The 22,853-nt window shown below is 63.4% G+C and carries 23 protein-coding genes and 1 tRNA gene; 11 read left to right on the top strand and 13 right to left on the bottom strand.

Annotation, left to right across the window (positions count from 1 at the left end; all coding sequences use genetic code 11):
- Positions 1-28: 28 nt before the first annotated feature.
- The 3 genes from omp10 to NKJ32_RS10850 form a co-directional block, all read right to left on the bottom strand.
- A complete protein-coding gene (gene omp10, locus NKJ32_RS10860; protein WP_023720183.1) occupies positions 29-403 on the bottom strand; it encodes an outer membrane lipoprotein Omp10 in 375 nt (124 codons plus the stop codon).
- Between the two features lie 186 nt (positions 404-589).
- Positions 590-2,035 (bottom strand): homospermidine synthase, encoded by a 1,446-nt coding sequence (locus tag NKJ32_RS10855; protein ID WP_352568136.1) that lies wholly within the window; start codon positions 2,033-2,035, stop codon positions 590-592.
- A gap of 391 nt (positions 2,036-2,426) precedes the next feature.
- Positions 2,427-2,933, bottom strand: a complete 507-nt coding sequence (locus NKJ32_RS10850; RefSeq protein ID WP_352568135.1) for a substrate-binding domain-containing protein — start codon at positions 2,931-2,933, stop codon at positions 2,427-2,429.
- A gap of 158 nt (positions 2,934-3,091) precedes the next feature.
- Between NKJ32_RS10850 and NKJ32_RS10845 the strand changes: the two genes are divergently transcribed.
- Positions 3,092-3,535 carry a DUF6640 family protein gene (locus NKJ32_RS10845; protein ID WP_352568134.1) on the top strand — a complete coding sequence of 148 codons (444 nt, stop codon included), beginning with the start codon at positions 3,092-3,094 and terminating at the stop codon, positions 3,533-3,535.
- A 98-nt stretch (positions 3,536-3,633) separates the two neighbouring features.
- Here the strand turns inward: NKJ32_RS10845 and NKJ32_RS10840 are convergent, their stop codons facing one another.
- The 6 genes from NKJ32_RS10840 to NKJ32_RS10815 all read right to left on the bottom strand — a co-directional run bounded on the left by NKJ32_RS10840 (position 3,634) and on the right by NKJ32_RS10815 (position 9,807).
- Complete coding sequence (locus NKJ32_RS10840) at positions 3,634-4,572, bottom strand: heme-dependent oxidative N-demethylase family protein (RefSeq protein WP_352568133.1); 939 nt, start codon at positions 4,570-4,572, stop codon at positions 3,634-3,636.
- Complete coding sequence (locus NKJ32_RS10835) at positions 4,569-4,856, bottom strand: YciI family protein (RefSeq protein WP_352454072.1); 288 nt, start codon at positions 4,854-4,856, stop codon at positions 4,569-4,571. Before NKJ32_RS10835 ends, NKJ32_RS10840 begins: the two co-directional genes overlap by 4 nt.
- A 17-nt stretch (positions 4,857-4,873) precedes the next feature.
- Positions 4,874-5,536 carry an aminotransferase class IV family protein gene (locus tag NKJ32_RS10830; protein ID WP_352568132.1) on the bottom strand — a complete coding sequence of 221 codons (663 nt, stop codon included), beginning with the start codon at positions 5,534-5,536 and terminating at the stop codon, positions 4,874-4,876.
- Complete coding sequence (locus tag NKJ32_RS10825) at positions 5,485-6,636, bottom strand: aminodeoxychorismate synthase component I (RefSeq protein ID WP_352454074.1); 1,152 nt, start codon at positions 6,634-6,636, stop codon at positions 5,485-5,487. The genes NKJ32_RS10830 and NKJ32_RS10825 overlap by 52 nt, the downstream gene beginning before the upstream one ends.
- A gap of 155 nt (positions 6,637-6,791) precedes the next feature.
- Complete coding sequence (locus NKJ32_RS10820; protein ID WP_352454075.1) at positions 6,792-7,580, bottom strand: helix-hairpin-helix domain-containing protein; 789 nt, start codon at positions 7,578-7,580, stop codon at positions 6,792-6,794.
- Positions 7,581-7,971: 391 nt separating this feature from the next.
- Positions 7,972-9,807 carry a M3 family oligoendopeptidase gene (locus tag NKJ32_RS10815; RefSeq protein WP_352454076.1) on the bottom strand — a complete coding sequence of 612 codons (1,836 nt, stop codon included), beginning with the start codon at positions 9,805-9,807 and terminating at the stop codon, positions 7,972-7,974.
- Between the two features lie 152 nt (positions 9,808-9,959).
- On the opposite strand from NKJ32_RS10815, the gene NKJ32_RS10810 reads away from it, so the two are divergent.
- The 3 genes from NKJ32_RS10810 (at position 9,960) to NKJ32_RS10800 (ending at position 13,908) form a co-directional block, all read left to right on the top strand.
- Positions 9,960-11,537: a sigma-54-dependent transcriptional regulator gene (locus NKJ32_RS10810; RefSeq protein WP_352568129.1), complete on the top strand. Its 1,578-nt coding sequence runs from the start codon at positions 9,960-9,962 to the stop codon at positions 11,535-11,537.
- A gap of 359 nt (positions 11,538-11,896) precedes the next feature.
- The gene (mepK, locus tag NKJ32_RS10805) at positions 11,897-13,750 is read left to right on the top strand and encodes a peptidoglycan L,D-endopeptidase MepK (protein WP_352568127.1); all 1,854 of its coding nucleotides are present in this window, start codon (positions 11,897-11,899) and stop codon (positions 13,748-13,750) included.
- Between the two features lie 84 nt (positions 13,751-13,834).
- A tRNA-Gln gene (locus tag NKJ32_RS10800) sits at positions 13,835-13,908 on the top strand.
- 51 nt (positions 13,909-13,959) lie between these two features.
- On the opposite strand, the gene NKJ32_RS10795 is transcribed toward NKJ32_RS10800, so the two are convergent.
- Complete coding sequence (locus tag NKJ32_RS10795) at positions 13,960-14,598, bottom strand: 2-dehydro-3-deoxy-phosphogluconate aldolase (protein WP_352568126.1); 639 nt, start codon at positions 14,596-14,598, stop codon at positions 13,960-13,962.
- Between the two features lie 169 nt (positions 14,599-14,767).
- Between NKJ32_RS10795 and trhO the strand changes: the two genes are divergently transcribed.
- Positions 14,768-15,688 (top strand): oxygen-dependent tRNA uridine(34) hydroxylase TrhO, encoded by a 921-nt coding sequence (gene trhO / locus NKJ32_RS10790; RefSeq protein ID WP_502894478.1) that lies wholly within the window; start codon positions 14,768-14,770, stop codon positions 15,686-15,688.
- Between the two features lie 7 nt (positions 15,689-15,695).
- Here the strand turns inward: trhO and NKJ32_RS10785 are convergent, their stop codons facing one another.
- Positions 15,696-16,055 (bottom strand): YybH family protein, encoded by a 360-nt coding sequence (locus NKJ32_RS10785; RefSeq protein WP_352568124.1) that lies wholly within the window; start codon positions 16,053-16,055, stop codon positions 15,696-15,698.
- 255 nt (positions 16,056-16,310) lie between these two features.
- Between NKJ32_RS10785 and NKJ32_RS10780 the strand changes: the two genes are divergently transcribed.
- Together NKJ32_RS10780 and NKJ32_RS10775 are read left to right on the top strand one after the other, a co-directional pair.
- Entirely contained in the window at positions 16,311-17,057 is a 747-nt protein-coding gene (locus tag NKJ32_RS10780; protein WP_352568123.1) for a tellurite resistance TerB family protein, read from the top strand.
- A 221-nt stretch (positions 17,058-17,278) separates the two neighbouring features.
- Complete coding sequence (locus NKJ32_RS10775; RefSeq protein ID WP_352827545.1) at positions 17,279-18,034, top strand: SDR family oxidoreductase; 756 nt, start codon at positions 17,279-17,281, stop codon at positions 18,032-18,034.
- 22 nt (positions 18,035-18,056) lie between these two features.
- Here the strand turns inward: NKJ32_RS10775 and NKJ32_RS10770 are convergent, their stop codons facing one another.
- Together NKJ32_RS10770 and NKJ32_RS10765 are read right to left on the bottom strand one after the other, a co-directional pair.
- Positions 18,057-18,437: a YciI family protein gene (locus tag NKJ32_RS10770; RefSeq protein WP_352568121.1), complete on the bottom strand. Its 381-nt coding sequence runs from the start codon at positions 18,435-18,437 to the stop codon at positions 18,057-18,059.
- 22 nt (positions 18,438-18,459) lie between these two features.
- Positions 18,460-19,644: a pyridoxal phosphate-dependent aminotransferase gene (locus tag NKJ32_RS10765; RefSeq protein WP_352568120.1), complete on the bottom strand. Its 1,185-nt coding sequence runs from the start codon at positions 19,642-19,644 to the stop codon at positions 18,460-18,462.
- Between the two features lie 83 nt (positions 19,645-19,727).
- Here NKJ32_RS10765 and NKJ32_RS10760 point away from each other — a divergent pair, with 83 nt between their 5' ends.
- The 4 genes from NKJ32_RS10760 to denD all read left to right on the top strand — a co-directional run bounded on the left by NKJ32_RS10760 (position 19,728) and on the right by denD (position 22,754).
- Positions 19,728-20,414, top strand: coding sequence for a GNAT family N-acetyltransferase (locus tag NKJ32_RS10760; protein WP_352568119.1), 687 nt, complete (start codon positions 19,728-19,730; stop codon positions 20,412-20,414).
- Between the two features lie 114 nt (positions 20,415-20,528).
- Complete coding sequence (locus NKJ32_RS10755) at positions 20,529-21,512, top strand: cation diffusion facilitator family transporter (RefSeq protein ID WP_352755003.1); 984 nt, start codon at positions 20,529-20,531, stop codon at positions 21,510-21,512.
- A gap of 62 nt (positions 21,513-21,574) precedes the next feature.
- Positions 21,575-21,781 (top strand): hypothetical protein, encoded by a 207-nt coding sequence (locus tag NKJ32_RS10750; RefSeq protein ID WP_352448198.1) that lies wholly within the window; start codon positions 21,575-21,577, stop codon positions 21,779-21,781.
- A gap of 1 nt (position 21,782) precedes the next feature.
- Positions 21,783-22,754, top strand: a complete 972-nt coding sequence (gene denD, locus NKJ32_RS10745) for a D-erythronate dehydrogenase (protein WP_352827542.1) — start codon at positions 21,783-21,785, stop codon at positions 22,752-22,754.
- Positions 22,755-22,853: the final 99 nt, after the last annotated feature.

Genomic DNA, 22,853 nt, shown 5'->3' with positions numbered 1-22,853 from the left:
TTGTGCAAAGTAAATTCGGAATCGGATTTCAGGTGCGCCTGGTCAGCACAAAATTCTGTCCGCTCGCGCTGGTGCAATTGAGCTGGCTGGTGGAGACCATCAAGCAGTTGAAGCTGATTGGCGTCTGGCGGATCAGCGAAGTGCCATGGATCTCGACCGAGGTGCCGCCGGTCATGGTGTAGCTGCCATCGGCAAGCTTCTGGCCGGTGTCGGTTGCGACGGTCGCGAAGCTGCCGCCCTTGAAGGTGGACAAGCCCGTGCCCTGCGCGTCGATCCAGGAGCCTTCAACCCCTTTGGCGGTGATCACCGGCGGCTCGCCTGGGCCGGTTGTCGTGCAGGCCGCCAACGCGACCGTAGCGGCCGCGGCAATGCCAGCCGAAAGCAGTCTTTGCGCAATCGTCATCTTCAAGATCCTCTCCTCTCGCATCGGCCCAAAATCGATCCGATTTTCGGAAAGCACGATGCGCACATTCAAAGTGCTAGAGCGTACTTTGTGCGTCCAAATGGACGCACGTCGCTCTAGGCCGCCCCTCTTCAATCGCCCGATTTCCGGGCGATTGCAAGCTGGCGGAGTGTCGAGGCAACGCTGCTATCGAACGAGGATGTTGCGGAATTGCCACGGGTCTTTGGTGTCGAGATCCTCGGGAAACAGACCAGGCCGATTGTCGAGCGGTGTCCAGTCGGTATAATAGCTCCTGACCGGCCCGAGATATGGGTTCTGCACGTCGAGGCAGCGCTTGTAATCCATCTCGTCGGCTTCGACGATGCCGGCCTCGGGATTTTCCAGCGCCCAGACCATGCCGGCCAGCACCGCCGACGTGACCTGCATGCCCGTAGCATTCTGATAGGGCGCCAGCTTGCGCGCCTCGGCCAGCGATAGCTGCGAGCCGTACCAGTAGGCGTTCTTGGCGTGGCCGTAGAGCAGCACGCCGAGTTCGTCGACGCCATCGACCAGTTCATTTTCGTCGAGCACGTGATGCACGGGCTGAGCCTTGCCGGCGACACCGAACATCTCGTGCAGCGACAGCACTGCGTCGTTGCAGGGATGATAGGCGTAATGGCAGGTCGGCCGGTATTGCACCTTGCCCTTCTTGCCGCGCAAGGTGAAAAAATCGGCGATCGAGATCGCTTCGTTGTGTGTCACCAGGAAACCGTATTGCGGGCCGGGCGTCGGACACCATGTGCGCACGCGTGTATTGGCGCCGGGCTGCTCCAGATAGATAGCGGCCTTCGAACCGTTCTTGTGGCTTTTGGCGTTCTTCGGCATCCACGCCTCATGCGTGCCCCAGCCGAGCTCGGCCGGCTGCAGCCCTTCCGAAATGAAGCCTTCGACCGACCAGGTGTTCCAGAACACGTTCATCGGCTTGGGCTTCTTGGTGCGCTGGGTGTCGCGCTCGGCGATATGGATGCCCTTGACGCCGGCCTTCTTCATCAGCCTGGCCCAGCCTTCGCGATCGTGCTGCGCGGGTTCCGAGAAGTCGAAGCCAAGATCTGTGGCGAGATTGACCAGTGCCTGCTTGACGAACCACGAGACCATGCCCGGATTGGCGCCGCAGCACGAGATCGCCGTGGTGCCGCCCGGGCTCTTCGCGATTTCAGTACGTACGGTCTCGCGCAGCGCATAGTTGGTGCGTGAGGCGTTGTCGGCCTTTTCGTCGAAATAAAAGCCGAGCCAGGGCTCGACCACCGTATCGATATAGAGGACACCAAGCTTGCGGCAGAGCTTCATCAACTCGAGCGAGGAAGTGTCGACCGACAGGTTGACGCAAAAGCCCTGGCCGCCGCCATTGGTCAAAAGCGGTGTCAGCAGCTTCTTGTAGTTCTTTTTGGTCACTGCATCCTGCATGAAAGTGATGCCGCGCTCGTCAAGCAATTTGCGGTCGGCGTCGCGCGGGTCGATGACCGTCATGCGCGACTTGTCGAATTTGAAATGGCGCTCGATCAGCGGCAGCGTTCCCCGTCCGATCGAGCCGAAGCCGATCATCACGACAGGGCCGGTGATCTCACCGTAAACGGGCCAGTTTTCATTCGCCATTTATCGATTACTCCCTCAAAAAACGCTTCGGAACAGCGGCTTGGCCGCGGCGCGACAAACCATAGATCATTGTCACAATAAAGCGAAAAGCGGACGGCCGGCGTTACACCGCGCCATCCCGGCTACGGCTCGACCAGTCTTGCGAATTCAGGCTTGAAGAGGTCACGTGCCTCGGAGACCGGCAGGTCCAGCAGATCGTCGGCGCAGGCCTCGGCTCCGCCTCAGCTGCTATCGACAGTACCAGGATCGCGGCCATGAACGTGACCGGCCTGCCAAGATGCTGGATCATTGTTCCCCCAAGCCACAAGTTACAGTTGTCTTCCGCCGACAGTCACGGTCGGCTGTCAGGCCCTTATAGTCAAGTTGTGCCCCGTTCAGTGCCAGACGCTGCTCAGCGAAAAGACGCTGCCAGCGCCGCCCCAGATGCGGATGGCGCATCCGCGCGTTTCAGCGGATTTTTGCCCTCGGCGCGGCTGTGGAGGCTCGAACCACCAGTTCTACCGGCAGAACGACCTGGCGGGGGGGCTTCATTGTCAATAACCATTCGGGCGGCAAGCCTGCCTTTTCCGATCACGTCTTGCGCCACAGTGGTCATCGGAGGCGTGGTGCGTGCGGATTCAGCAGTCCCATCGAAGCCAACGACCGATACGTGGCCCGGCACGCCGATGCCGCGGCGAACCGCCTCGTCCAGTATTGTGATCGCCTGCCAATCCGACATGGTCAGGATCGCGGTTGCTTCAGGCGCCCTGTCGAACACCACTGCTCCGGCAGATGGCTCGCCTGGGATCGTCTCGAGGATCGGGACATCGTCGATCGACAAATTCGCCTCCGCCAAACCCTGTTTGAAACCGTCGAGCCTTTCATCGTCGAGCGGGAAGCCGGCCAGAAGCGGGCGCATTGCCTGTCCGGGCACGTGGACAATCGGTGGGCCGGGAGTCCGTCGCACCGAAAGGATGGCAGGGGATCGTCCATAATTATGCGCGGCTGGCCGATGGGCAGCTCTTCTGTGCCCAGGGTGCCATTCAAGTCGTTCCGGCGTGAGGGGAGGAAAATGCGATGGAACTCGCTTATGACAGTCATCTGCTTGCTCGAATTCTGCTAAGCGTCGCGACTGTGGGTTACGGTGTAGCGACGATCAAAGCCGACTTGAACGCCACACATGCAACCAATCCGTTGTGGACCCCACACGCCCGGTTTCATGTCGTCTGGCAGGTGCTGAGCTACACCGGAGTGGCGCTGATTGCGCTCGGACTTATCTGGATCAAGGGACAACTCGAAGCCGAGCGGCTCTATCTCGCCGGGGGATTGGCCGCGGCTATGTATGGAGCATTCTTCGCGGCCATGCTCTCGCGGCCGATCTATGGCGGCGTGCTGTATGACGAGAACGGCTATCTGCCGTTCCGGCCGCCGTTTGGACCGGCGGGCTGGCGGTGGGACGTCAACGTCACCGTCTTTACCGCGATGTCCGCGATCCTGCTGCTGGGCCTGGCTGCGATTTAGGGCAATTCCAGGAAAGGTGTGAAACGGTTTTCCGTCCGGGATTGCGCAGAAACAAAGAGATAGAGCGGTTCGGCGTTTCCGTGAGACGATGAACTGCTCTAGGACAGCGCCAGCGCCCTGAGCCACGCGACCAGCCGGTCACGGTCGGCGGTCATCCCCTTGTAGTCGAGTTGTGCCTCGTCCAGCGCCAGAAGTTGTTCGGCCAAGGACGCCGCGAGCGCCGCGCGGTCGGGGTGGCGTTCCAGCACGGCGAGCGGGTCGAGATGGATGCGGATGGTGAAGAGTACGTCGCCCGAAACGGGGAGCTTTCTCAGCGTCTGCCGCTCGACCCGGATAAAGACATGGGCGTCGATGTCGCCGTCCGGGAATCTCGACGGGCGACTGCTGGCGCGGTCGATACGTTCGAGGTTGGAGAGCGGATGGTAGAGCGCGTCGCCCGCCTGGATCGACCAGTTGTAGCGCTCGACGGCTTGGCCCTGGAGGCCGTCGAACATGCGGTTGATGAGATCGGCCGGGCGTGTGCCCGGGCCGAAACCCGGTACCGGCGCGTGGATCTGCTGCAGCGGCTTGCCGAATTTTTCGATCAGCGACCATGACGAGGGGAAGCAGAGCGAGCCGGCCGCCAGACGCCAGCCGCTGTCGTCGCGGCGCATCAGGATCAAATCCTCCTGCACAAGCAGCGAGGCCGCGACAAGCGGCGCATCGCTGAAAGAAGCTGCGGTGCCCGAGCCTTCGAGATCGTCGGTGCCGCCGATCGCCTCGATCGCATTGTCGGTACGCCTGTGGGTCTCAGGAAAGTTCGCCGCCAGATGCGCACCGAGCAGATCGAGCACTTCGCGCTGGGCGTCGCGCGTTGCTTGCTCCTCGACAAAAACCTTGTCGGGAATTTCCGCGTAAAGCCGGCGTTTCTCGGCAAGATAGGGCAGCAGATATTCGTCGACCTCGATCCAGCTATCGAGATTGAGCGGCTTCAGCCCGATGGTGAACAGTTTCGACGAGCCGTCATAGGGTGTGTGGGTCGGTGTGCGGAAACTCATGCTTCTTTGTAGGCTTCCAGTGCGGCGGCGGCCATTCTCGCCGTGAATTCGGTGATTTCGTAATCGGCGGCACCTGCCTTGGCGAAGGGATCGTCCGCCAGTCTGGCATCGAGTTCCTCGCGTGGACCGCGCGCGATGATGATGCCGCCGGTCCTTGGCCGCTTTGGCCCGGAGGCGACAAAGATACCTTGCGCATAGCAGGCCTTCAGCCACTCGACATGCGCTTGCTGCAGGCAGTCGATCTCGGTCAGCGGCACCTTGTAGTTCAGCGAAACCACGAACATTGTTGTCTCCAGATGCTTCAGCCCAGCCGCGCCGGGATCAATCCGCGCAGCGAGTTGCCGACGAACAGCGCCTTGGCCGATTGCAGTTCGTTCCACGTGTAGACCGCTTCACCGGCGCGGCCTTGATCCAGCAGTTCGCCGCGCAGGACGCCAGGCAGCAGGCCGCAATCGAGCCGCGGCGTGGCCAGCACGCCGTCGCCGAAATCGGCAAAGACGTTGGTGATCGTGCCCTCGCAGATTTCGCCGCGCTCATTGGCGAGCAGCACCTCGTTGGCGCGGCTGGCGAGATATTCGGCGCGGGCGCGCGTATAGGTTTGTCGGCCGCTGGTCTTGTGGCGCAGCAGCATGTCGCTCGAATCAAGCCGCACGCGCGCCAGCTGCAGGGTCCAGACCTTGTCTGCGGCGAGCGGCTCGTAGGGCTGCACCGACACCGCCACTTCGCCCTTGCGCGACAGGACGAGGCGAGTGCGCAATGCGATGTGCTGGCGGCCGACCGCATTCATCAGCGCTTCGCCGACCCTTTGCGGGTCGCAGGCGAAGCCGAGTTCGCTTGCCGAACCGTAAAGCCGCGCGAGATGGCGGTCGAAACGGACGAAACCCGAGCCGGGTTCCCAGCGCATTGTTTCGATCAGTTCGAAATCGGCAGTGTTCCCGTCGCGAAACGGGCTTTCAGCAGACACTCCTGGTACTCCTCTTCGGCTGTCGAATCGAAGACGACGCCACCGCCGACATTGTAGACCGCCTCGCCATTGGCAAAGAGCGAGATGGTGCGTATCGCCACCGAAAAGCGCATCCGGCCGCCGGGCGCGATCCAGCCTATGGCGCCGCAATAGACGTCACGCGGGCCACCTTCCAGCTCGCGCAGGATCTCCATGGCGCGGATCTTCGGCGCGCCGGTAATCGAACCGCAGGGGAACAGCGCGGCGAAAATCTGGCGGATGGCGAGGCCGGGCAAAAGTTTTGCCCGCACGCGGCTCACCATCTGGTGGACCGTCGGATAGCTCTCGATGCGAAAAAGCTCCGGCACATCGAGCGTGCCAACCTCGCTGATCAGTGAGATGTCGTTGCGCAGGAGATCGACGATCATCCGGTTCTCGGCCTGGTTCTTCTCGTCGTTGCGCAAGAACGCTTTCAGGCGATCGTCCTCGGCCTTGGTGGCGCCGCGCGGCGCGGTGCCTTTCATTGGATGCGTCTCGATCATGCCTTCCGCGTCCACCTCGAAGAACAGTTCGGGCGAACGCGACAAGACGATCGGATCGCCGAGCGCGACCAGCGCCCCATACTTCACCGGCTGGCGTTCGGTCAGCGCGTTGAAGGCGGCCAGCGGATCGCCCGACCATTGCGCGCGGACCGGAAAGGTCAGATTGCCCTGGTAGCAGTCGCCCTTGCGAATATGGTCATGCAGCCTGGCAAAGCGTTTGGCGTAGTCGTCCGAAGACCAGGCTGCCTTGGCGTCGAAGATTGGGCCGTTGCTAGCCGGCAGATCGCCTGGCGCGATCGTCTCCTCGACTGGCGCGTCGAACACGCCGAGGCAGAAAAGCGGGGCGCGGCGGCCGGCCGGCAGCAGCGGAACGAGCTTGGGTTCGAGCAGGTAACCGGCCTCGTAGGAGAAATAACCGGCCAGCCATTTGCCGCCGTCATGTGCTACCTGCGCGGCTTCCAGGGCAGGCAAAAAGTCCGCCTCGCCATGCGCTGCGATTATCTCGGCCGGCCGGTCGAAAACGAGCTGCCGCGCGGTCTCGTCGTTCCTGAAAATTGCAAAGGGCAGGGGCAGGGACATAAGGCTCGGATGCTGCGGTCACCAGCGATCGATCTATATGGGGGCTCCACCGTGTGCAATCGAGGGAGCGGCGTCTCAAGACGCAAAGGCGCGGCGGCAAAAACAAATGCGGCGCCAGAGGGCGACGCCTTGTTCCAGATGCCGCCTGCGATGGATCAGGTGTTGCTGGCTTCTCCCGCGGTCGGGAAGCGGCGCGCAAATTCCTTTTCGTCGCCGGCGGCAAGCAGTTTCGCCTGCTCGATCCAGCGTTCACGTTCGATACGGCCGTCGAAATTCAACGTCGCCTCGATCCGCTTGACATCGTCGGGCGTCCAGGCGGCTATCTGGGCATAGGTCGTGACCCCAAGCCCTTTGAGCAGCCGCTCGTTGGTGGGGCCGATGCCGATCAGGCGACGCAGATCGTTGGCTTTGCCTGCCGCGGTGGCTGTTGCCTTGCCGGTCGCGGCTTTCTTTGCCGCCGGCGCAGCCTTGCTTGCCGCTGGCGCGGTCGTCGGCGCGGCGCTCGCTTTCGATGCAGGCGGTTTCGGCGTTGCCGTTTTCGCGGCACTTGCGCGTGGCGCGGTCGCGGCCTTCGCCGTTGCAGATTTCTTCGGCGCCGGTTTAGCCGGTGCGGATGTCGACATCAGCGTTGACGGCGCCTGCATCGCGGCTTTGGTCGCGCCGGTCTTGGCGGCTGGCGCCTTGGCTGTTGCCGCCTTCGCGGTTGGCGCCTGGGTGGTTTTCGCCTCGCCCAGCCGGCGTTCGAGATCGGCGCGGGCGCGGCCGCATGCATCCAACTCACCGGTCAGACGGTCGCTATCGGCCCGCAATCTGTCGCGTTCGCTGCGCGTGCGGTCTAGATCGCCGCGCAAACTGTCGAGTTCGCCACGCAGGCGTCCCCAAATGAACCAGCCAACCAACACACCTACCAGGAACGCCAGGAGCATGTAGAAAAAAGTGCCCATTGTCTTTCTCTCTCCAGTCCGATCCGTCCGCCCTGGCCTGTGGAGCCATGACCTCGGCGAAGGACCATTCGATGGTGGTTCCGCAATTTGCAGAACAGCCGGCTTCGATCGAGCTGTCGGCGACCGGTTTGCCCCTGGCCAACAACCGTTGTCGCATCCGCCGACACGCCATGACCGGTCGGGATTTTCCGACCGGATCCATTCGTGCCCGGCTGAGCTTGAGGGCGGACGCTATCATACAGCTTACGGGAATCTAACGGAAAACTTCCATGGAAAGTTATTTAAGAACAAATATCCAAGACAAGAATAGAACCATCGCCAATATGCATTGCAGCTAAACTGTTCTGGAAAACCCGGTCATCCGGTGTTGCGCATCACCCAGTGTTGCGCATCAATTGTCCAGTGCTTCCAGCTCGTCGATCAGTCCGCTGATCACGCCAAGCCCGATCTGCCAGAAGGCAGGGTCGGCCGCGTCGAGGCCGAACGGTGCCAGAAGCTCGGAATGATGCTTGGTGCCGCCAGCGCGCAGCATGGCAAAATATTTCTCCTGAAAGCCGCGCTCGGCGTTCTGGTAGACCGCGTAGAGCGAGTTCACCAGGCAATCGCCGAATGCATAGGCATAGACGTAGAAAGGCGAGTGGATGAAATGCGGGATATAGGTCCAGAAAATCTCGTACCCTTCGCGCAGCTTGATCGCCGGCCCGAGGCTTTCCGCCTGCACTTCCAACCAGAACTGGCCGAGCTTGTCGGAGGTCAGTTCGCCGCTCCTGCGCTCGGCATGCACTTTGCGCTCGAACTCGTAGAAGGCGATCTGGCGCACGACCGTGTTGATCATGTCCTCGACCTTCTGGGCGAGCATGGCCTTGCGTTCGCGCTTGTCGGTGGTCTGCTCGAGCAGCGAGCGGAAGGTCAGCATTTCGCCGAACACCGATGCGGTTTCGGCCAGCGTCAGCGGCGTCGATGCCATCAGGGCGCCCTGGCCGCCGGCCAGCACCTGGTGCACGCCGTGGCCGAGCTCGTGCGCCAGCGTCATCACGTCGCGCGGCTTGCCCATGTAGTTGAGCAGCACATAGGGATGCGCCGAAGGCACGGTCGGATGCGCGAAGGCGCCAGGCGACTTGCCGGGTCTCACCGGTGCATCGATCCAGTTGCGGTCGAAGAAAGTTCTGGCGATCTCCGCCATGTCGGGCGAAAAGCGCTGGTAGGCGGAAAGCACGGTGTTCTTGGCCTCGTCCCAGCCGATGACTGCCTGCGGGGTCTCGGGCAATGGCGCATTGCGGTCCCAGTGGTTCATCACCTCCATGCCGAGCCAGCGCGCCTTCATCGCGTAATAGCGATGCGACAGGCGTGGATAGGCGTCGCGAACCGCGGCGGCGAGTGCATCCACCACGCTGCGTTCGACGCGGTTGGCGAGGTGGCGGGAATCGGCAATGTCCTCGAAGCCGCGCCAGCGGTCAGAAATCTCCTTGTCCTTGGCCAGCGTGTTGGTGACCAGCGTAAAGACGCGCAAATTCTTGCGGAAGGTCGTGGCCAGCGCCTCGGACGCCCGGCGGCGCACCTCGCTGTCTGCGTCCTGCAGGCGATTGAGTGCCGGCTCCAGCGTCAGCTCCTCGCCGTCGACGTCGAAGCGCAAATCGGTCATCGTCTCGTCGAACAGGCGGTTCCAGGCCCCGCGCCCGGTGATCGATTTTTCATGGAAGAGCTGCTCGATGCGGTCTTCGAGCTGATAGGGCTTGTCCTTGCGCAGATCGAGCACCCAGGGCCGGTAATGGGCGAAGGCCGGATCGGCCGCGAGTGCGTTTTCGATCGCGCCATCGTCGATGAGGTTCAGCTCGAGCGCGAAAAACAGCAGGTGCGCGCTGGCATCGGTCATCTTTTCCTGGATGTCGCCATAGAGCTTGGCGCGCTGCGGATCCGACGTGTTGCCGGCATAGACAAGCCCGGCATAGGAGACGATGCGGCCGATCAGCTCCTCCAGCGCTTCATAGGCCTGAAGCGTCTCGCCAAGCCTGCCGGCGCTGCCACGCCCGGCCTCGGCGGCGAGCGTGCCTTTCCAACGGCTCTCGAAGGCGATGGCATCGACGGCGGCCTTGGCGATGTCGCGCTTCAACTCGGGCGCTTCCATGCCCGAATAGAGATCGGCCAGATTCCATTCCGGCAGGTCGCCAAGCTCCGCCACGCCCTGACCGGGCGCCGCCGCCAGCTTTCGAGCAAAAACCATGCGCATTGCCGATCCTTCCAGACACAAAAATTCGAGGAAACGAGAAGCCGGTCAAATCCTAAGGAATTCATTCACCGGGTTTTTTGAAAGCTTATTTAGAACCCTGTGCCAAGATGATCCATAGGGCGCATTCTCGGGCGGGCACGGTCGGATCAGTCATGGCAGCTTCCATACTCATAGTCGATGACGATCCCGTGCAGCGCAGGCTTCTCGAGGCGGCGGTGACGAAATTCGGCCACACCGCGATCGTCGCCGATGGCGGCGAGGCGGGTCTCGAGTTTGTCGACGGACCCAATGCGCGCGACGTGTCGGTGGTCATCCTCGACCTTATGATGCCCGGGCTCGACGGCATCGGCGTGCTGAAGGCGATGCGCGAGCGTGGCATCCACATTCCCGTCATCGTGCAGACCGCGCAGGGCGGCATCGAAACCGTCGTTTCGGCAATGCGTCACGGCGCCTTCGACTTCGTCGTCAAGCCGGCCTCCCCCGATAGGCTGCAGGCGTCGATCGGCAACGCCCTCAAGGTCGAAGCGCTCGAAGGCGAAGTGAAGCGCTCGTCACGGCAGCGCGGCGGCCATCTGACGTTCAAGGACATGATCACCCACAGTCCGGCGATGGATCGGGTGATCCGGCTCGGCCGCAAGGCGGCGGCGTCCAACATTCCGATCCTGATCGAAGGTGAATCCGGCGTCGGCAAGGAACTGGTGGCGCGCGCCATCCAGGGCAGCGGCGACCGCCGCTCGAAACCCTTCGTCACCGTCAATTGCGGCGCCATCCCCGACAATCTGGTCGAATCGATCCTGTTCGGGCACGAGAAGGGCTCGTTCACCGGCGCCACCGAAAAACATACCGGCAAGTTCGTCGAAGCGCACACCGGCACGCTGTTCCTTGACGAAATCGGCGACCTGCCGCTCGACGTGCAGGTCAAGCTGTTGCGCGCCGTACAGGACGGCGAGGTCGATCCGGTTGGCGGGCGCTCGACCGTCAGGGTCGACATCAGGCTGATCTCGGCAACCCATCGCAACCTGCTGCAGCAGGTCAAGGACGGCAAGTTCCGCGAGGACCTGTTCTATCGGCTGAACGTCTATCCGATCTTCGTGCCGCCATTGCGCGACCGTCGCGACGACATCCCGTATCTGGTTGAGCACTTCATGGAGAAGGTGGCGCCCGCCGATCCGCGCCACCGCCTGCGAGGCATCTCGGCTGCGGCGCTTGCCATGCTGCAGGCCTATGACTGGCCGGGCAACATAAGGCAGCTCGAAAACGCCGTCTTCCGGGCTTCGGTGCTCGCCGACGGCGACATGCTGACCGAAGAAGAATTCCCGCAGATCCGGGCGCAAGTCGAGGGCACGGTCAATCTCGATTCGGGTATCGCCTTGCCAGCTCCAGGGTGGCCAGCTTCAGGGGGGCCAACTCCAGGGTGGCCAGCTTCCGGAGTGGCTTCGGGCAGCCAGCCGCGCGACAACATATCGGCCGCTGGCGGCATCGCAGCCGCCGACGCCGATGCACCAGCCAAGCCTCGTTTCGGCACGCTGCGGGCGCTCGACGAGCGCGGCAATGTGCGTGCGCTGGCCGACGTCGAACTCGAAATGATCAAGCTCGCCATCGATCACTATAACGGCCAGATGAGCGAAGTCGCCCGCCGCCTCGGCATCGGCCGGTCGACGCTCTACCGCAAGCTCAAGGAATACGGCATCGACCCGGAAACCGGCCGCGTCGAACGGCTCGCTTCCTGAGTCACAGGGCCAAGCCGGTTCTCATCCGGACATCATTCCACGCAACTGCGCCTCGAAACGAGGTGTTCGCCACAGTGTTCACGTATTAAGGCGGACGGTAACAGATCGTGTTTCGAGCTGGCGCCAAAACATGATCTAAACCAGCGGTTTACCAAGATATCCTGCGCAATATTTTTGGCGGGATATCGCCACCGTGTTACCGCATTTCGGCTTCAATAAGCGATGATTAACCATTAGGATCGATATTCGGATGCACACACCACGCATCCGTTTGGTCAAATCCGGGGACAAAACGGCAGCCTGCAAGGCCTTTTGATTTGAACAGAATCGAACGACACAAAAACGGGCGGCATTATCACATGAGCGTCTGGCCGAGATGGCTGGCAGCGGTGATTGTTGCCGTCGGGTTCCTTGCAGCAGCGGCAACCGGCGCCAGCGCCGAGACACGTTCGCTGAAGCTCTATCATCTCCACACGCATGAAAAGGCGGAGATCGTCTACAAGCGCAACGGGCGCTACGACCAGGCGGGCTTGCGAAAGATCAACATCATCCTGCGCGACTGGCGTCGCAACGAGCCGACCAAGATGGATCCGCGCCTGCTGGACCTGGTCTGGGAGGCCTATCGGGAGAGCGGCGCGACCGACTACATCCAGGTCGTCTGCGGCTATCGTTCGCCGGCCACGAATTCGATGCTGCGCAGCCGCAGCAGGGGCGTCGCCGAAAAAAGCCAGCACATGCTCGGCAGGGCGATGGATTTCTATATTCCCGGCGTGCCGCTGAAGAAGCTGCGCGACGTCGGCCTCAGGATGCAGGGCGGCGGCGTCGGCTACTATCCCAGTTCCGGCTCGCCGTTCGTGCATATGGATGTCGGCAATGTACGCCACTGGCCCGGCATCAGCCGCCAGGAACTGGCGCGCGTGTTCCCCAACGGCAAGACGCTGCATGTGCCGAGCGACGGCAAGCCGCTGCCTGGCTATCAACAGGCGCTCGCCTCCTACAAAGCCCGCAAGGGCGCCGGCGCACCGGCCATCGAACTCGCCAGCGCAAGCGGCGGTGCCAAAAAATCCCGTGGGTTCCTGGCAGCCCTCTTCGGCGGTGGCGACGACGAGGCGGACGACAGCGCCGATGTGGCGATGGCCGAGCCGGCGCCAAAGCCCCGTAACGTGAAGCCGGCGCCGTCCGCCAAGAGCAGCAACCTGCCTGGCATTGCCATCGTGGCGCCTCAGGATGCCAAGCGCGCTCAGATTCCGGAAGTCGCCGATGCTCCGGCGCCTGCGCCTGAACCGGAGAACGACACGCCGGAGACGATCATCGCGGCATTGCCTGCCCGCAGCATTCCGCTGCCGGATTTTGCTCCGCGTCCGAAGACCGACGTCGGCGCCCAGCCGCCTGAAAACGTTCCGTTCGGCGTGGCGGATGCGGCTGGATCGACTGAACAGGCGGTGGCGACCGCGCAAGCGCCGGCAAGCGTGGCGCCGGCAAATGTTCCGTTCGGCATAGCAGACCCGTCTGCTGCGGCCGGCCCGGTGCAGGTCGCGGCAAACAACATTCCCGTGCCGAGCTGGCGGCCCAATCATTCGCTGCCGGCCGATCTTTCGTCGGTGGGTCTTGCGCCGCAGGACAAGCAAGTGTTGCTGGCGCTGGCGAGTGCGGCCGAGCGGAGCAACACCGCCACCGACGCATTCTCGGTATTGCCGTCGGCGCGGCCCGACAGTTCCCAGCCCGACGAGGTCAAGGCCGTTCTGGAACGGGTCAGCGCGACCGACGAATACAAGGTCGCGTCGCTTTCCGAGCAAGCATCGGTGTTCGAGGAACCGGCGAGCGACGACGGGGCATCGAGCGACGGGGCATCGCCGCGCGAGGCCATCGTTGCCCGCCCGGCAGGCTCCGATCCGGCCGCCGTCATCGGTGCAGGCGTGAAGACCACACGCAAGGAACCCAGGGCCACCGCCCGCGACCTGAAGCCCGGCCCCAAGCCGGTGGTGGTCGCCGCCGCGCCGCAGTCCGCCCGGTGGGCGCTGCACAGCGGTGAGTATGTCGCAACTGTTTCAGATGCGACAACGGCGCCGCGCTACGCCTACGACTTCGTCCGTACGGCACCGAGCGAGGTCTATACGATAGGCTTCCAGCCGGGCAACGAGATGGCCGACGCAAACCGGTTCACCGGCAAAGCCGTCAAGTTCATGTCGGTGGCCCGCTTCAAGACCGAGTAGGCCGCGCTGGGCACCTCGCGCGGCTACCTCCACCGCCGGCACTGGCTTCCTTCATCCAGGGATGCTAACCAGCGGTCGGCATTCTCCCGCTTCGTCTAATGGTAGGACAGCGCCCTTTGAAGGCGTGAATCGTGGTTCGAGCCCATGAGCGGGAACCAGCCGGCGAACCAGATCGGCCAGATCGGCCGCGGCTTTTGATGCAGAAGATGCTAGCGCCCGAGCTTGCTTGCCGCGCGTGCCAAGGCTTCGATCTCGTCCCATTTGCCGGCCTTGACCAGATCGTCCGGCGCCACCCAGGAACCGCCGACGCAGATGACGTTGGGCAGGCTGAGGTAGTCGGCGGCGTTCTTGCCGGTGATACCGCCGGTCGGGCAGAATTTCACGTCGGCAAGCGGCGAGGCGAAAGCCTTGAGCGAGGCAGTGCCGCCCGACTGTTCGGCCGGGAAGAATTTCAGAAAGCGCAGGCCGGCTTCGCGGGCGGCCATGACCTCTCCCGGCGTGATGGCACCGGGCAGCAACGGCACGTCGCTGTCCTTGGCTGCCGCGAGAAGCTCGCGGGTGATGCCGGGGCTGACGATGAACTTCGAACCGGCGGCCGCCGCCTCGCCGAACTGGCGGGCGTCCAGGATGGTGCCGGCGCCGACGACGGCGTCTTCGACCTCGCCCGCCACCCGGCGGATCGCCTCCAGCGCGTCGGCGGTGCGCAGCGTGATCTCTATCACCGGCAGGCCACCGCTGGCCAGCGCCCGGGCCAGCGGCACCGCGTCGGCGGGATTGGCGATCTTCAGCACCGGTATGACCGGCTGGCCGTTGAGGAGCGACAGGAGCTTTTCGGTCGTGCTGGGCATTCGTCGTCTCTCCTCTGTTGATCAAGTCGACCGGTTAGCAGATGGCGGTTTTTCTGTCCACGAAACGCGGCGTGTCGCGATGTCACGCGTGGTGTTCGAAACCTTCCGCGATCAGACCGCTCCCGGCTCTGCCTTGATCAGGCTGTCGTGAGCGTCTAGTGGCTTGGTGATGACACTTCCCAGCCAAGCCTTCCGCGTTGCCGCGCTTTACCGCTTCGCCCGGCTCGACACCTTCGAGGCGCTGCGCGCGCCGCTCGCCGCCTTCTGCTGCGCGCGCGGCGTCAAAGGCACGCTGCTGTTGGCGCGTGAGGGCATCAACGGCACGGTCGCCGGCAGTGAACCGGCAATCGCGGCGCTCATCGATCATCTCGAATCCATCGACGGTCTCGCCGGTCTCGAGATCAAATACAGCAGCGCCGCAACGATGCCGTTCCACCGCATGAAGGTGCGGTTGAAGCGCGAGATCGTCACCATGGGCGTGGACAATATCGATCCGGCGGCAGGTGCAGGCACCTATGTTGCGCCGGCCGACTGGAATGCACTGATCTCGGATACGGGCACCATCGTCATCGACACGCGCAACGCCTACGAGGTGTCGCTCGGAACGTTCAAAGGTGCTGTCGATCCCGCCACCACCAGCTTCCGCGAATTCCCGGCCTGGGTCGAGCAGCATCGGCACGAGCTCGAGGGGCGCAAGGTCGCCATGTTCTGCACCGGCGGCATACGCTGCGAGAAGGCGACCGCCTATGTGAAGTCGCTCGGCTTCGAGGATGTGTTCCACCTCAAGGGCGGCATTCTGAAATATCTCGAGGACGTGCCCGGCGAACAGAGCCTGTGGCAAGGCGAATGCTTCGTCTTCGACGAGCGCGTTTCGGTATCGCACGGGCTGCTCGAAGGCGAGGCCGAACTCTGCCGCGCCTGCCGGCATCCGCTGGCTGCAGAAGACCGGCTGTCGCCGAAATATGCTGCCGGCATCTCATGCCCGCATTGCTTCGATGCCCGCTCGAACGAAGATCGCGCCCGCTACGCCGAGCGCCAGCACCAGGTCGAGCTGGCGCAAGCGCGCGGCGATCGCCATATCGGAAGTTAGCTTCACGTCAAGCAACAGAGAAGCGATCGATGACCCACAGCCATGTCCCGTCGTTCTGCCGGCGCGCGACCTCGGTGGTGATGGTGCCATCGGGAAGCCGGGTCGAGGTGAGCGCCAGGTCGCCATTGACGACAGCCGGGCGCTGATCTCCGGACTGAAATTTTCGGCCGGTTGCGGTGATCTCCGCGAACAGCCCCCGGATGGCTTCGCGGCCGAACGTCAGTTGTCCGCTACCGCTGTCGATGACGGCATGCTGCTCGAAAAGCGCTGCCATGCCGTCAATGTCTCCGACCCATTGCCGTGAAATCAGCAGGCGCTCCAGCTCCTGGGGATCGCGTGCCGGCTGGCGGGCTGTCTCATTGGTCATGCCAGGCTCCTCCCAAGCGACGTGCCGCGACATTACTCGAAGTCGAAGCTGGTTTCGACACGCGTTTTTTGGCGCGGAAGGAGGCTGCAGCACTTTAATTTCCGCGTGAAATCCCAGCAGACCTCCATTCGAGGTCATGCGTGGCAGCGGGCAAAACGATGCACCGCGTCATTGTAATGTCAAACTGCGGGACCTAGGTCTTCGACGTGCAAACCTGCCCGCGCACCTTCGGCCGGGCCAATTCTGGAGGCATAGATGTTCGATCCCAAGAAGCTCCTCGACGATCTGCTCGGCTCGCAAATTCCCGGCACCGGATCGACCGTCCGCGACAAGGCCGGGCAGGCGGTGCAGATGGCCAAGGACAATCCGCTTGCCGCCGGTGCGCTGGCCGCGGTGCTGCTCGGAACCGGCCCAGGCCGCCAGGTCACCGGTGCGGCGGTGAAGCTTGGTGGGTTGGCTGCGATCGGCGGCCTCGCCTACAAGGCCTACCAGAACTACAAGAACGGCAACGTGCCGGCCGAGACGCAAGCTGCAGGCGAACCGGAATTGCTGCCGCCGCCGGCCGATACCGCCTTCCATCCGTCGCAAGCGCCGCAGGGCGAAGACGAATTCACGCTGACGCTGGTCAGGGCGATGATCTCGGCGGCGAAGGCCGACGGTCACGTCGATGACGAAGAGCGGCAGAAGATCGCCGGCAAGCTCAGCCTAGCGGGCGTCGGCGCCGAAGCGGAGAAATTCCTGATGTCGGAACTGGAGGCGCCGCTCGATCTGGATGTGCTGATCGCCGGGGCCAAGACCGATGCGCAAAAGCTGGAACTCTACACCGCCTCGCGTCTTGCCATCGATCCGGACACGCGGGCCGAACGCGGCTATCTCGACCTGCTTGCCGGCCGTCTCGGCTTGCCGGATGCGCTGGTCGACCATGTCGAGGCGACGGTGACGGCGGCGAAGGTGCCGGCAGCGGGCAGCACGGCCAAACCGGTCGCAGGCTCGCGCTGGTAGCTCGAAGAGGAAGCCTCGGAGCTCGGCGCCGTTGGCGTTAGCTTCTCGTTAATCCGGTGAGCGCATGATTTCAGGCAGTCGGATCGGCTTTCCTCCTCCCATGCCCGGTTCGGATCAGGGGCGGTCGCCAACGGCCGCCCTTTTTGTGAGCACAGGCTTTGGGCCGGCTTGCCATGGTTCCCGTCATTTGCGATGGCTCATCCCTTTCAGGGAGTACAGCCATGACCGACTATAAAACCGCCATCGTCACCGGCGCCGGCACGGGCATCGGCAAAAGCGTCGCCACGGCGCTGCTCAAGGCCGGCTGGAATACGGTCTTCTGCGGCCGGCGCAAGCCGGTGCTGGAGGATGCGATCGCCGCGGCCGGGCCGACGCAGGCCAAGGCATTGGCCTTCGCCTGCGACATCAGCAAGGCCGATCAGGTCGACGATCTGTTCGAGACGGTGGCTGCGGCTTTCGGGCGCGTCGACCTGCTCTTCAACAATGCCGGCACGAGCTACAAATCGACGTTGATCGACGACATCCCGGTCGACGTGTGGAACGACATCGTCGGGGTCAATCTCACCGGCTCGTTCCTGTGTGCTCGCGCCGCGTTCGGCGCCATGCGCAGGCAGCAGCCGATGGGCGGCCGCATCATCAACAACGGCTCGGTATCGGCCTATGCGCCACGGCCGGGCTCGGTGCCCTATACGGCGACCAAGCACGCCATCACCGGGCTGACCAAGACGCTGGCGCTGGACGGCAGGCCCTACGACATTGCTTGCGGCCAGATCGACATCGGCAACGCGCTGACCGACATGGCGCAAGCGATGACGGTCGGCGTGCCGCAAGCCAACGGCACCATTGCCGCCGAAGCGGTGATGGACGTCGAGCGCGTCGCCGATGCCGTCCTCCATATGGCCAGCCTGCCGCTCGACGCGAACGTCCTGTTCATGACCGTGATGGCGACGAAGATGCCATTGGTCGGGCGAGGCTAAATTAGTCTCAACCCGGTCTAAATCAGGGCCGGGTGACCGGAAGCGGCACGCCGGGTAAATATAGCGAAATCGGGCGGATTTCGTAGACGGCGGTCGGATTGACGCGGCGAAGGTCGCGCGCAATGTCGATGGCGGCGTCACGGTTGGCGCAGTCGACGACATAGAGCCCCAGCAATTGTTCCTTGGTCTCGGCGAAGGGGCCGTCGATAACCATTCCGGTGCCTGGCCCGCGCAAGGTGCAGGCGTCTTGTGTCGCGCCGAGCCGGGCCGCCGGCCCAAGGGTGCCTTGCTGGTAGAGCCGATCGTTGATCTGGAGAAGATCGGTCATCAGCGCCGCATCCTGCTCAGGCGTCAGTGCCGTAATCGCTTCTTCCTCGTGATAGGCAAGAATGGCATAGAACATCTGGCTTCTCCTTTCGCCGTCCTCACTTCGCCAGGAACGCCTCGATCCGCTCCAGCGCGCGCAGGATGTTCTCCTCGGAATTGGCGTAGGACAGCCTGACATAGCCTTCGCCGAGAATGCCGAAATCGGGGCCGCCGATCAGCGCCACGCCGGCATCCTCGAGCAGCGCCGAGGCGAGCTTCTTGGCCTTCCAGCCGGTCTTGGAAACATTGGGGAAGGCATAGAAGGCGCCTTTCGGCGTAATGCAGGAAACGCCGGGCAAGGCATTCAACCCCTCGACCACGACCTTCCTGCGGCGGTCGAAGGCGCGCATCATCTTGTCGACATCGTCCTGCGGGCCGTCGATGGCGGCAATGCCGGCATACTGGCTCGGCGCGTTGACGCAGGACCAGCAATTGACCGCCAGCTTGCGCACCTTGTCGTAGAGATGCGCGCCCTTGTCGCCATTCGGCCAGATCGACCAGCCCATGCGCCAGCCGGTCATCGCCCAGGTCTTCGACCAGCCGTTGAGCACGATCAGCCGGTCGCGGATTTCGGGGAAGGCGAGCAGCGAGCAGTGCGTCTCGCCGTCATAGGTCATCACGTCGTAGATCTCGTCGGAGAGGATGGCGACGTCCGGGTGCGCTTCCAGCCCCTTGACCAGCTTCTCAATCTCGGCGCGCGGCGTGACGCCGCCGGTCGGATTGGCCGGCGAGTTGAGAATCAGCAGCCTGGTCTTCGGCGTGATCAGCGCCAAGGTCTCCGCAGCCGAAAAGGCAAAGCCGTTCTCCTCGCGCATCGGCACCGGGATGGGGGCAGCACCGGTGAACTCGATCATCGAGCGGTAGATCGGAAAGCCGGGATCGGGATAGAGAATTTCGGCGCCCGGCTCGCCGAACATCAGGATGGCCGCGAACATGGTCGGCTTGCCGCCGGGCAGGATCATCACCGCTTCGGGCGAGACTTCGACGCCGGTAGTGGCCAGCGTGCGGCGGACCACCGCTTCGCGCGTCGCCAGCAGGCCGTTGGCCGGCGTATAGCCGTGATGGCCGTCGCGCAGCGCCTTGATCGCGGCCTCGACGATGTGCTGCGGCGTCTTGAAGTCGGGCTGGCCGATGCCGAGATTGACAATGTCGCGGCCCTGGTGGGCAAGTGCCGTGGCACGCGCCAGCACTGCGAACGCATTTTCCTCGCCGAGGCGGTCGAAGGCCGAAATCGTGTGGAGCATTTTTCCTGTCCGTGTGGTTCTTTCAGCGAGCGTGCGTTTTTGTGAGCGTCCGCCCGCAAAAGTCAAACGGATTGGAGTTTTCGGTGTCGGAAAATCTCAAGAATTGGCAACCGCGCCCGCGGCCCGAACGCAAGGTGCTGGAGGGGCGAACTGTCAGGCTGGAGCCGCTCAACGCCGAAAAGCACGGCGACGGCCTGTTTGAGGCCTCGTCGGTGGCCGATGTCGACGGCCGCTTTGCCTGGCTGCCAGACTACCCGCCGGAGAGCCGCGCCGCCTTCCAGCCATGGCTGGACAAGGCGGAAGCCAGCGAAGACCCGCTGTTCTTCACGGTCATCGACAAGGCCAGCGGCAAGGTCGCCGGGCGCCAGACGCTGATGCGCATCGACGCCACCTACGGCGTCATTGAGATCGGCAACATCTATTGGGGCCCGCTGATCTCGCGTAAGCCGGCCGCGACGGAAGCGCAGTTCCTGTTCATGAAGTATGTCTTCGACGAGCTTGGCTATCGCCGCTACGAATGGAAATGCAACAATCGCAACGAGCCGTCGAAGCGCGCGGCGGAACGTTTCGGCTTCAAGTTCGAGGGCATTTTCCGTCAGCATCTTGTGGTCAAGGGCGAAAACCGCGATACCGCGTGGTATTCGATCATCGACAGGGAATGGCCTGATCTGCGCAGAGCCTATGAGGCGTGGCTCGATCCGGCTAATTTCGACAGCGATGGCCAGCAGAAGCGGCGGCTCGAGGATTTCCGCGCCGAGTTCGGCGCCTGACCATGCTCCCGAAAAGTGGTATCCGGTTTTTCGGGTAAGATCATGGTCAAATAGAAAGATAGAGCCTCCATCCCGAGTCTGCCGGGATGGATCAGGCTCTAGCAGGGGCTATAGATGGCGCATACCCACGACCACGCTTCGCAGGTCCACGACCACAGCCATCGCGCAGGTCATGTGCACGGCTCGACCGACAAGAAGCGCGTGCTGATCGCTGCCTGCCTGACCGCCGGCTTCATGGTCGTCGAAGCGCTTGGCGGTCTCTTGACGGGATCGCTGGCGCTGCTGGCGGATGCCGGCCACATGTTTGCCGATTGCGTCGCGCTCGGCCTTGCCTGGTATGCCTTTCACCTTGCGAGCCGGCCGGCGACCGTGCGCCTCACCTACGGCTTCGGCCGGGTCAAGACGCTGGTCGCCTACACCAACGGCATCGCCATCTTCGCCATCGCGCTGTGGATCGTCTACGAGGCTTGGGGCCGCTTGCAAGCGCCGGCTCCGGTGCTCGGCGGGCCGATGCTGGTCGTCGCGATCGCCGGCCTGCTGGTCAATCTCGGCTCGTTCTACGTGCTGCATGGCGGCGACCGCGGCAGCCTGAACATGCGCGGCGCCATCCTGCACGTGCTCGGCGACCTGCTAGGCTCGGCCGCGGCGATCGTGGCGGCGCTGGTGATCCTGGCGACGGGCTGGACGCCCATCGATCCGATCCTGTCGGTGCTTGTCGCGCTGCTGATCCTGTCCACGGCCTGGTCGCTGATGCGCGAGGCCGCCCACGTCCTGCTCGAAGGCGTGCCGGCAAGCCTCGACCGCGACCTGATCGCCAGGGACATCGAAGGCTCGATCAAGGGCGTGCGCGAGGTGCATCACATGCATGTCTGGTCGATCGACGGTTCCAGCAACATGGCGACGTTGCATGCCTGCCTCAATGACGGCGTCGACGCGCATATGGCGGTCAGCGCGATCAAGAAGCGGCTTGCGGCGGAACATGGCATAGCCCATGCCACGGTCGAACCGGAATTCGGCCGATGTGCCGACAGCCATGAGCATGATGACGAGCACGATCATGCGCATGATACGGCACCGCACCGCGGCCATTATCACTGACTTCGGGAGTTCTGGGCATTGGCAACGATTGACATGAACTCTCGCCACCCTGGCGCCGCGTGATGGACCGCGACACCCGCAATGCGGCGATCGGCGCCGCCTGGGTTTTGCTGCTGTTCGGCATCGCAGCCTATTATCTTCCAACAGTGATGCTGGCGGTCGGCAAGGTCTCGACGGTGCTTGCCGGCGTCGTCGCGGCGATCTTCATGGTGGCAATCTTCGTCGTGTTCTGGCTGCGTAGCCGCAGCCAGCGCAAAAAGGGAAAGTGACATGCGCATTCTGATTACCGGCGCGGCAGGCATGGTCGGCCACAAGCTCATCGCCAGGTTGGCCAAGGACGGGACGCTCGGCGGCCGCAAGATCGCCGCGCTCGACCTTCACGACATCGTGCCGCCGCAGGCGCCGGTCCTCGACAGCGTCGGCATTAGCGTCCACACCGGCGACCTTGCAGCGCCGGGCGCGACGGCAAATCTGGTCGCGCCGCGCCCCGACGTGATCTTCCATCTCGCCGGCGTGGTGTCGGGCGAGGCGGAGGCCAATTTCGATCTCGGCTATCGCGTCAATCTCGACGGCACAAGGGCGCTGTTCGATGCCATCCGCTTGGCGGCCTATACACCGCGCGTCGTCTTCACCTCGTCGATCGCCGTGTTCGGCGCACCGTTTCCCGACATCATTCCGGACGAGTTCCACCCGACGCCGCTGACCTCCTACGGCACGCAGAAGCTGATCGGCGAGGCGCTGCTTGCCGACTATACGCGCCGCGGTTTCTTCGACGGCATCGGCATTAGGCTGCCGACCATCTGCGTCAGGCCGGGAAAGCCGAACAAGGCGGCCTCAGGGTTCTTCTCCGGTACCATCCGCGAGCCGCTGAGCGGCCATGAAGCGATCCTGCCGGTGCCGCGCTCGGTCGTCCACACACACGCCAGCCCGCGTTCGGCGGTGAATTTCCTGATCCATGCGGCTCAGATCGACGGCAGTGCCGTCGGCCCGCGCCGCAACCTGACGATGCCGGGCGTCGCCGTCACCGTCGGCGAACAGATCGAAGCGCTGGAACGTGTCGCCGGCGCCAAGGCGGTGAAACTGATCCGCGAGGAGCCCGACGAGACGATCTGGGCGATCGTCAAGGGCTGGCCGACGCGCTTCGAGGCGCGGCGCTCGAGGGAGCTTGGCTTTGCGGCGGAGACGAGTTTTGATGAGATTATACGCGTCCATATTGAGGATGAGCTGGGCGGCAGGATTTAACGTGGCGCCGTCTTCCTTCTCCCCTTGTGAGGGCTTTGCACGGGAAGCGAAATCCTGGTTGGTGAGTTAATGGGGCTTTTTTGAAGGCCGGGAAAGCAG

The sequence above is a fragment of the Mesorhizobium sp. M0159 genome, from assembly GCF_040322295.1.
Taxonomy (GTDB): domain Bacteria; phylum Pseudomonadota; class Alphaproteobacteria; order Rhizobiales; family Rhizobiaceae; genus Mesorhizobium.
The sequence above is the reverse complement of the archived record's forward strand: the minus strand, read 5'-3'. Positions and strand labels throughout refer to the sequence as shown.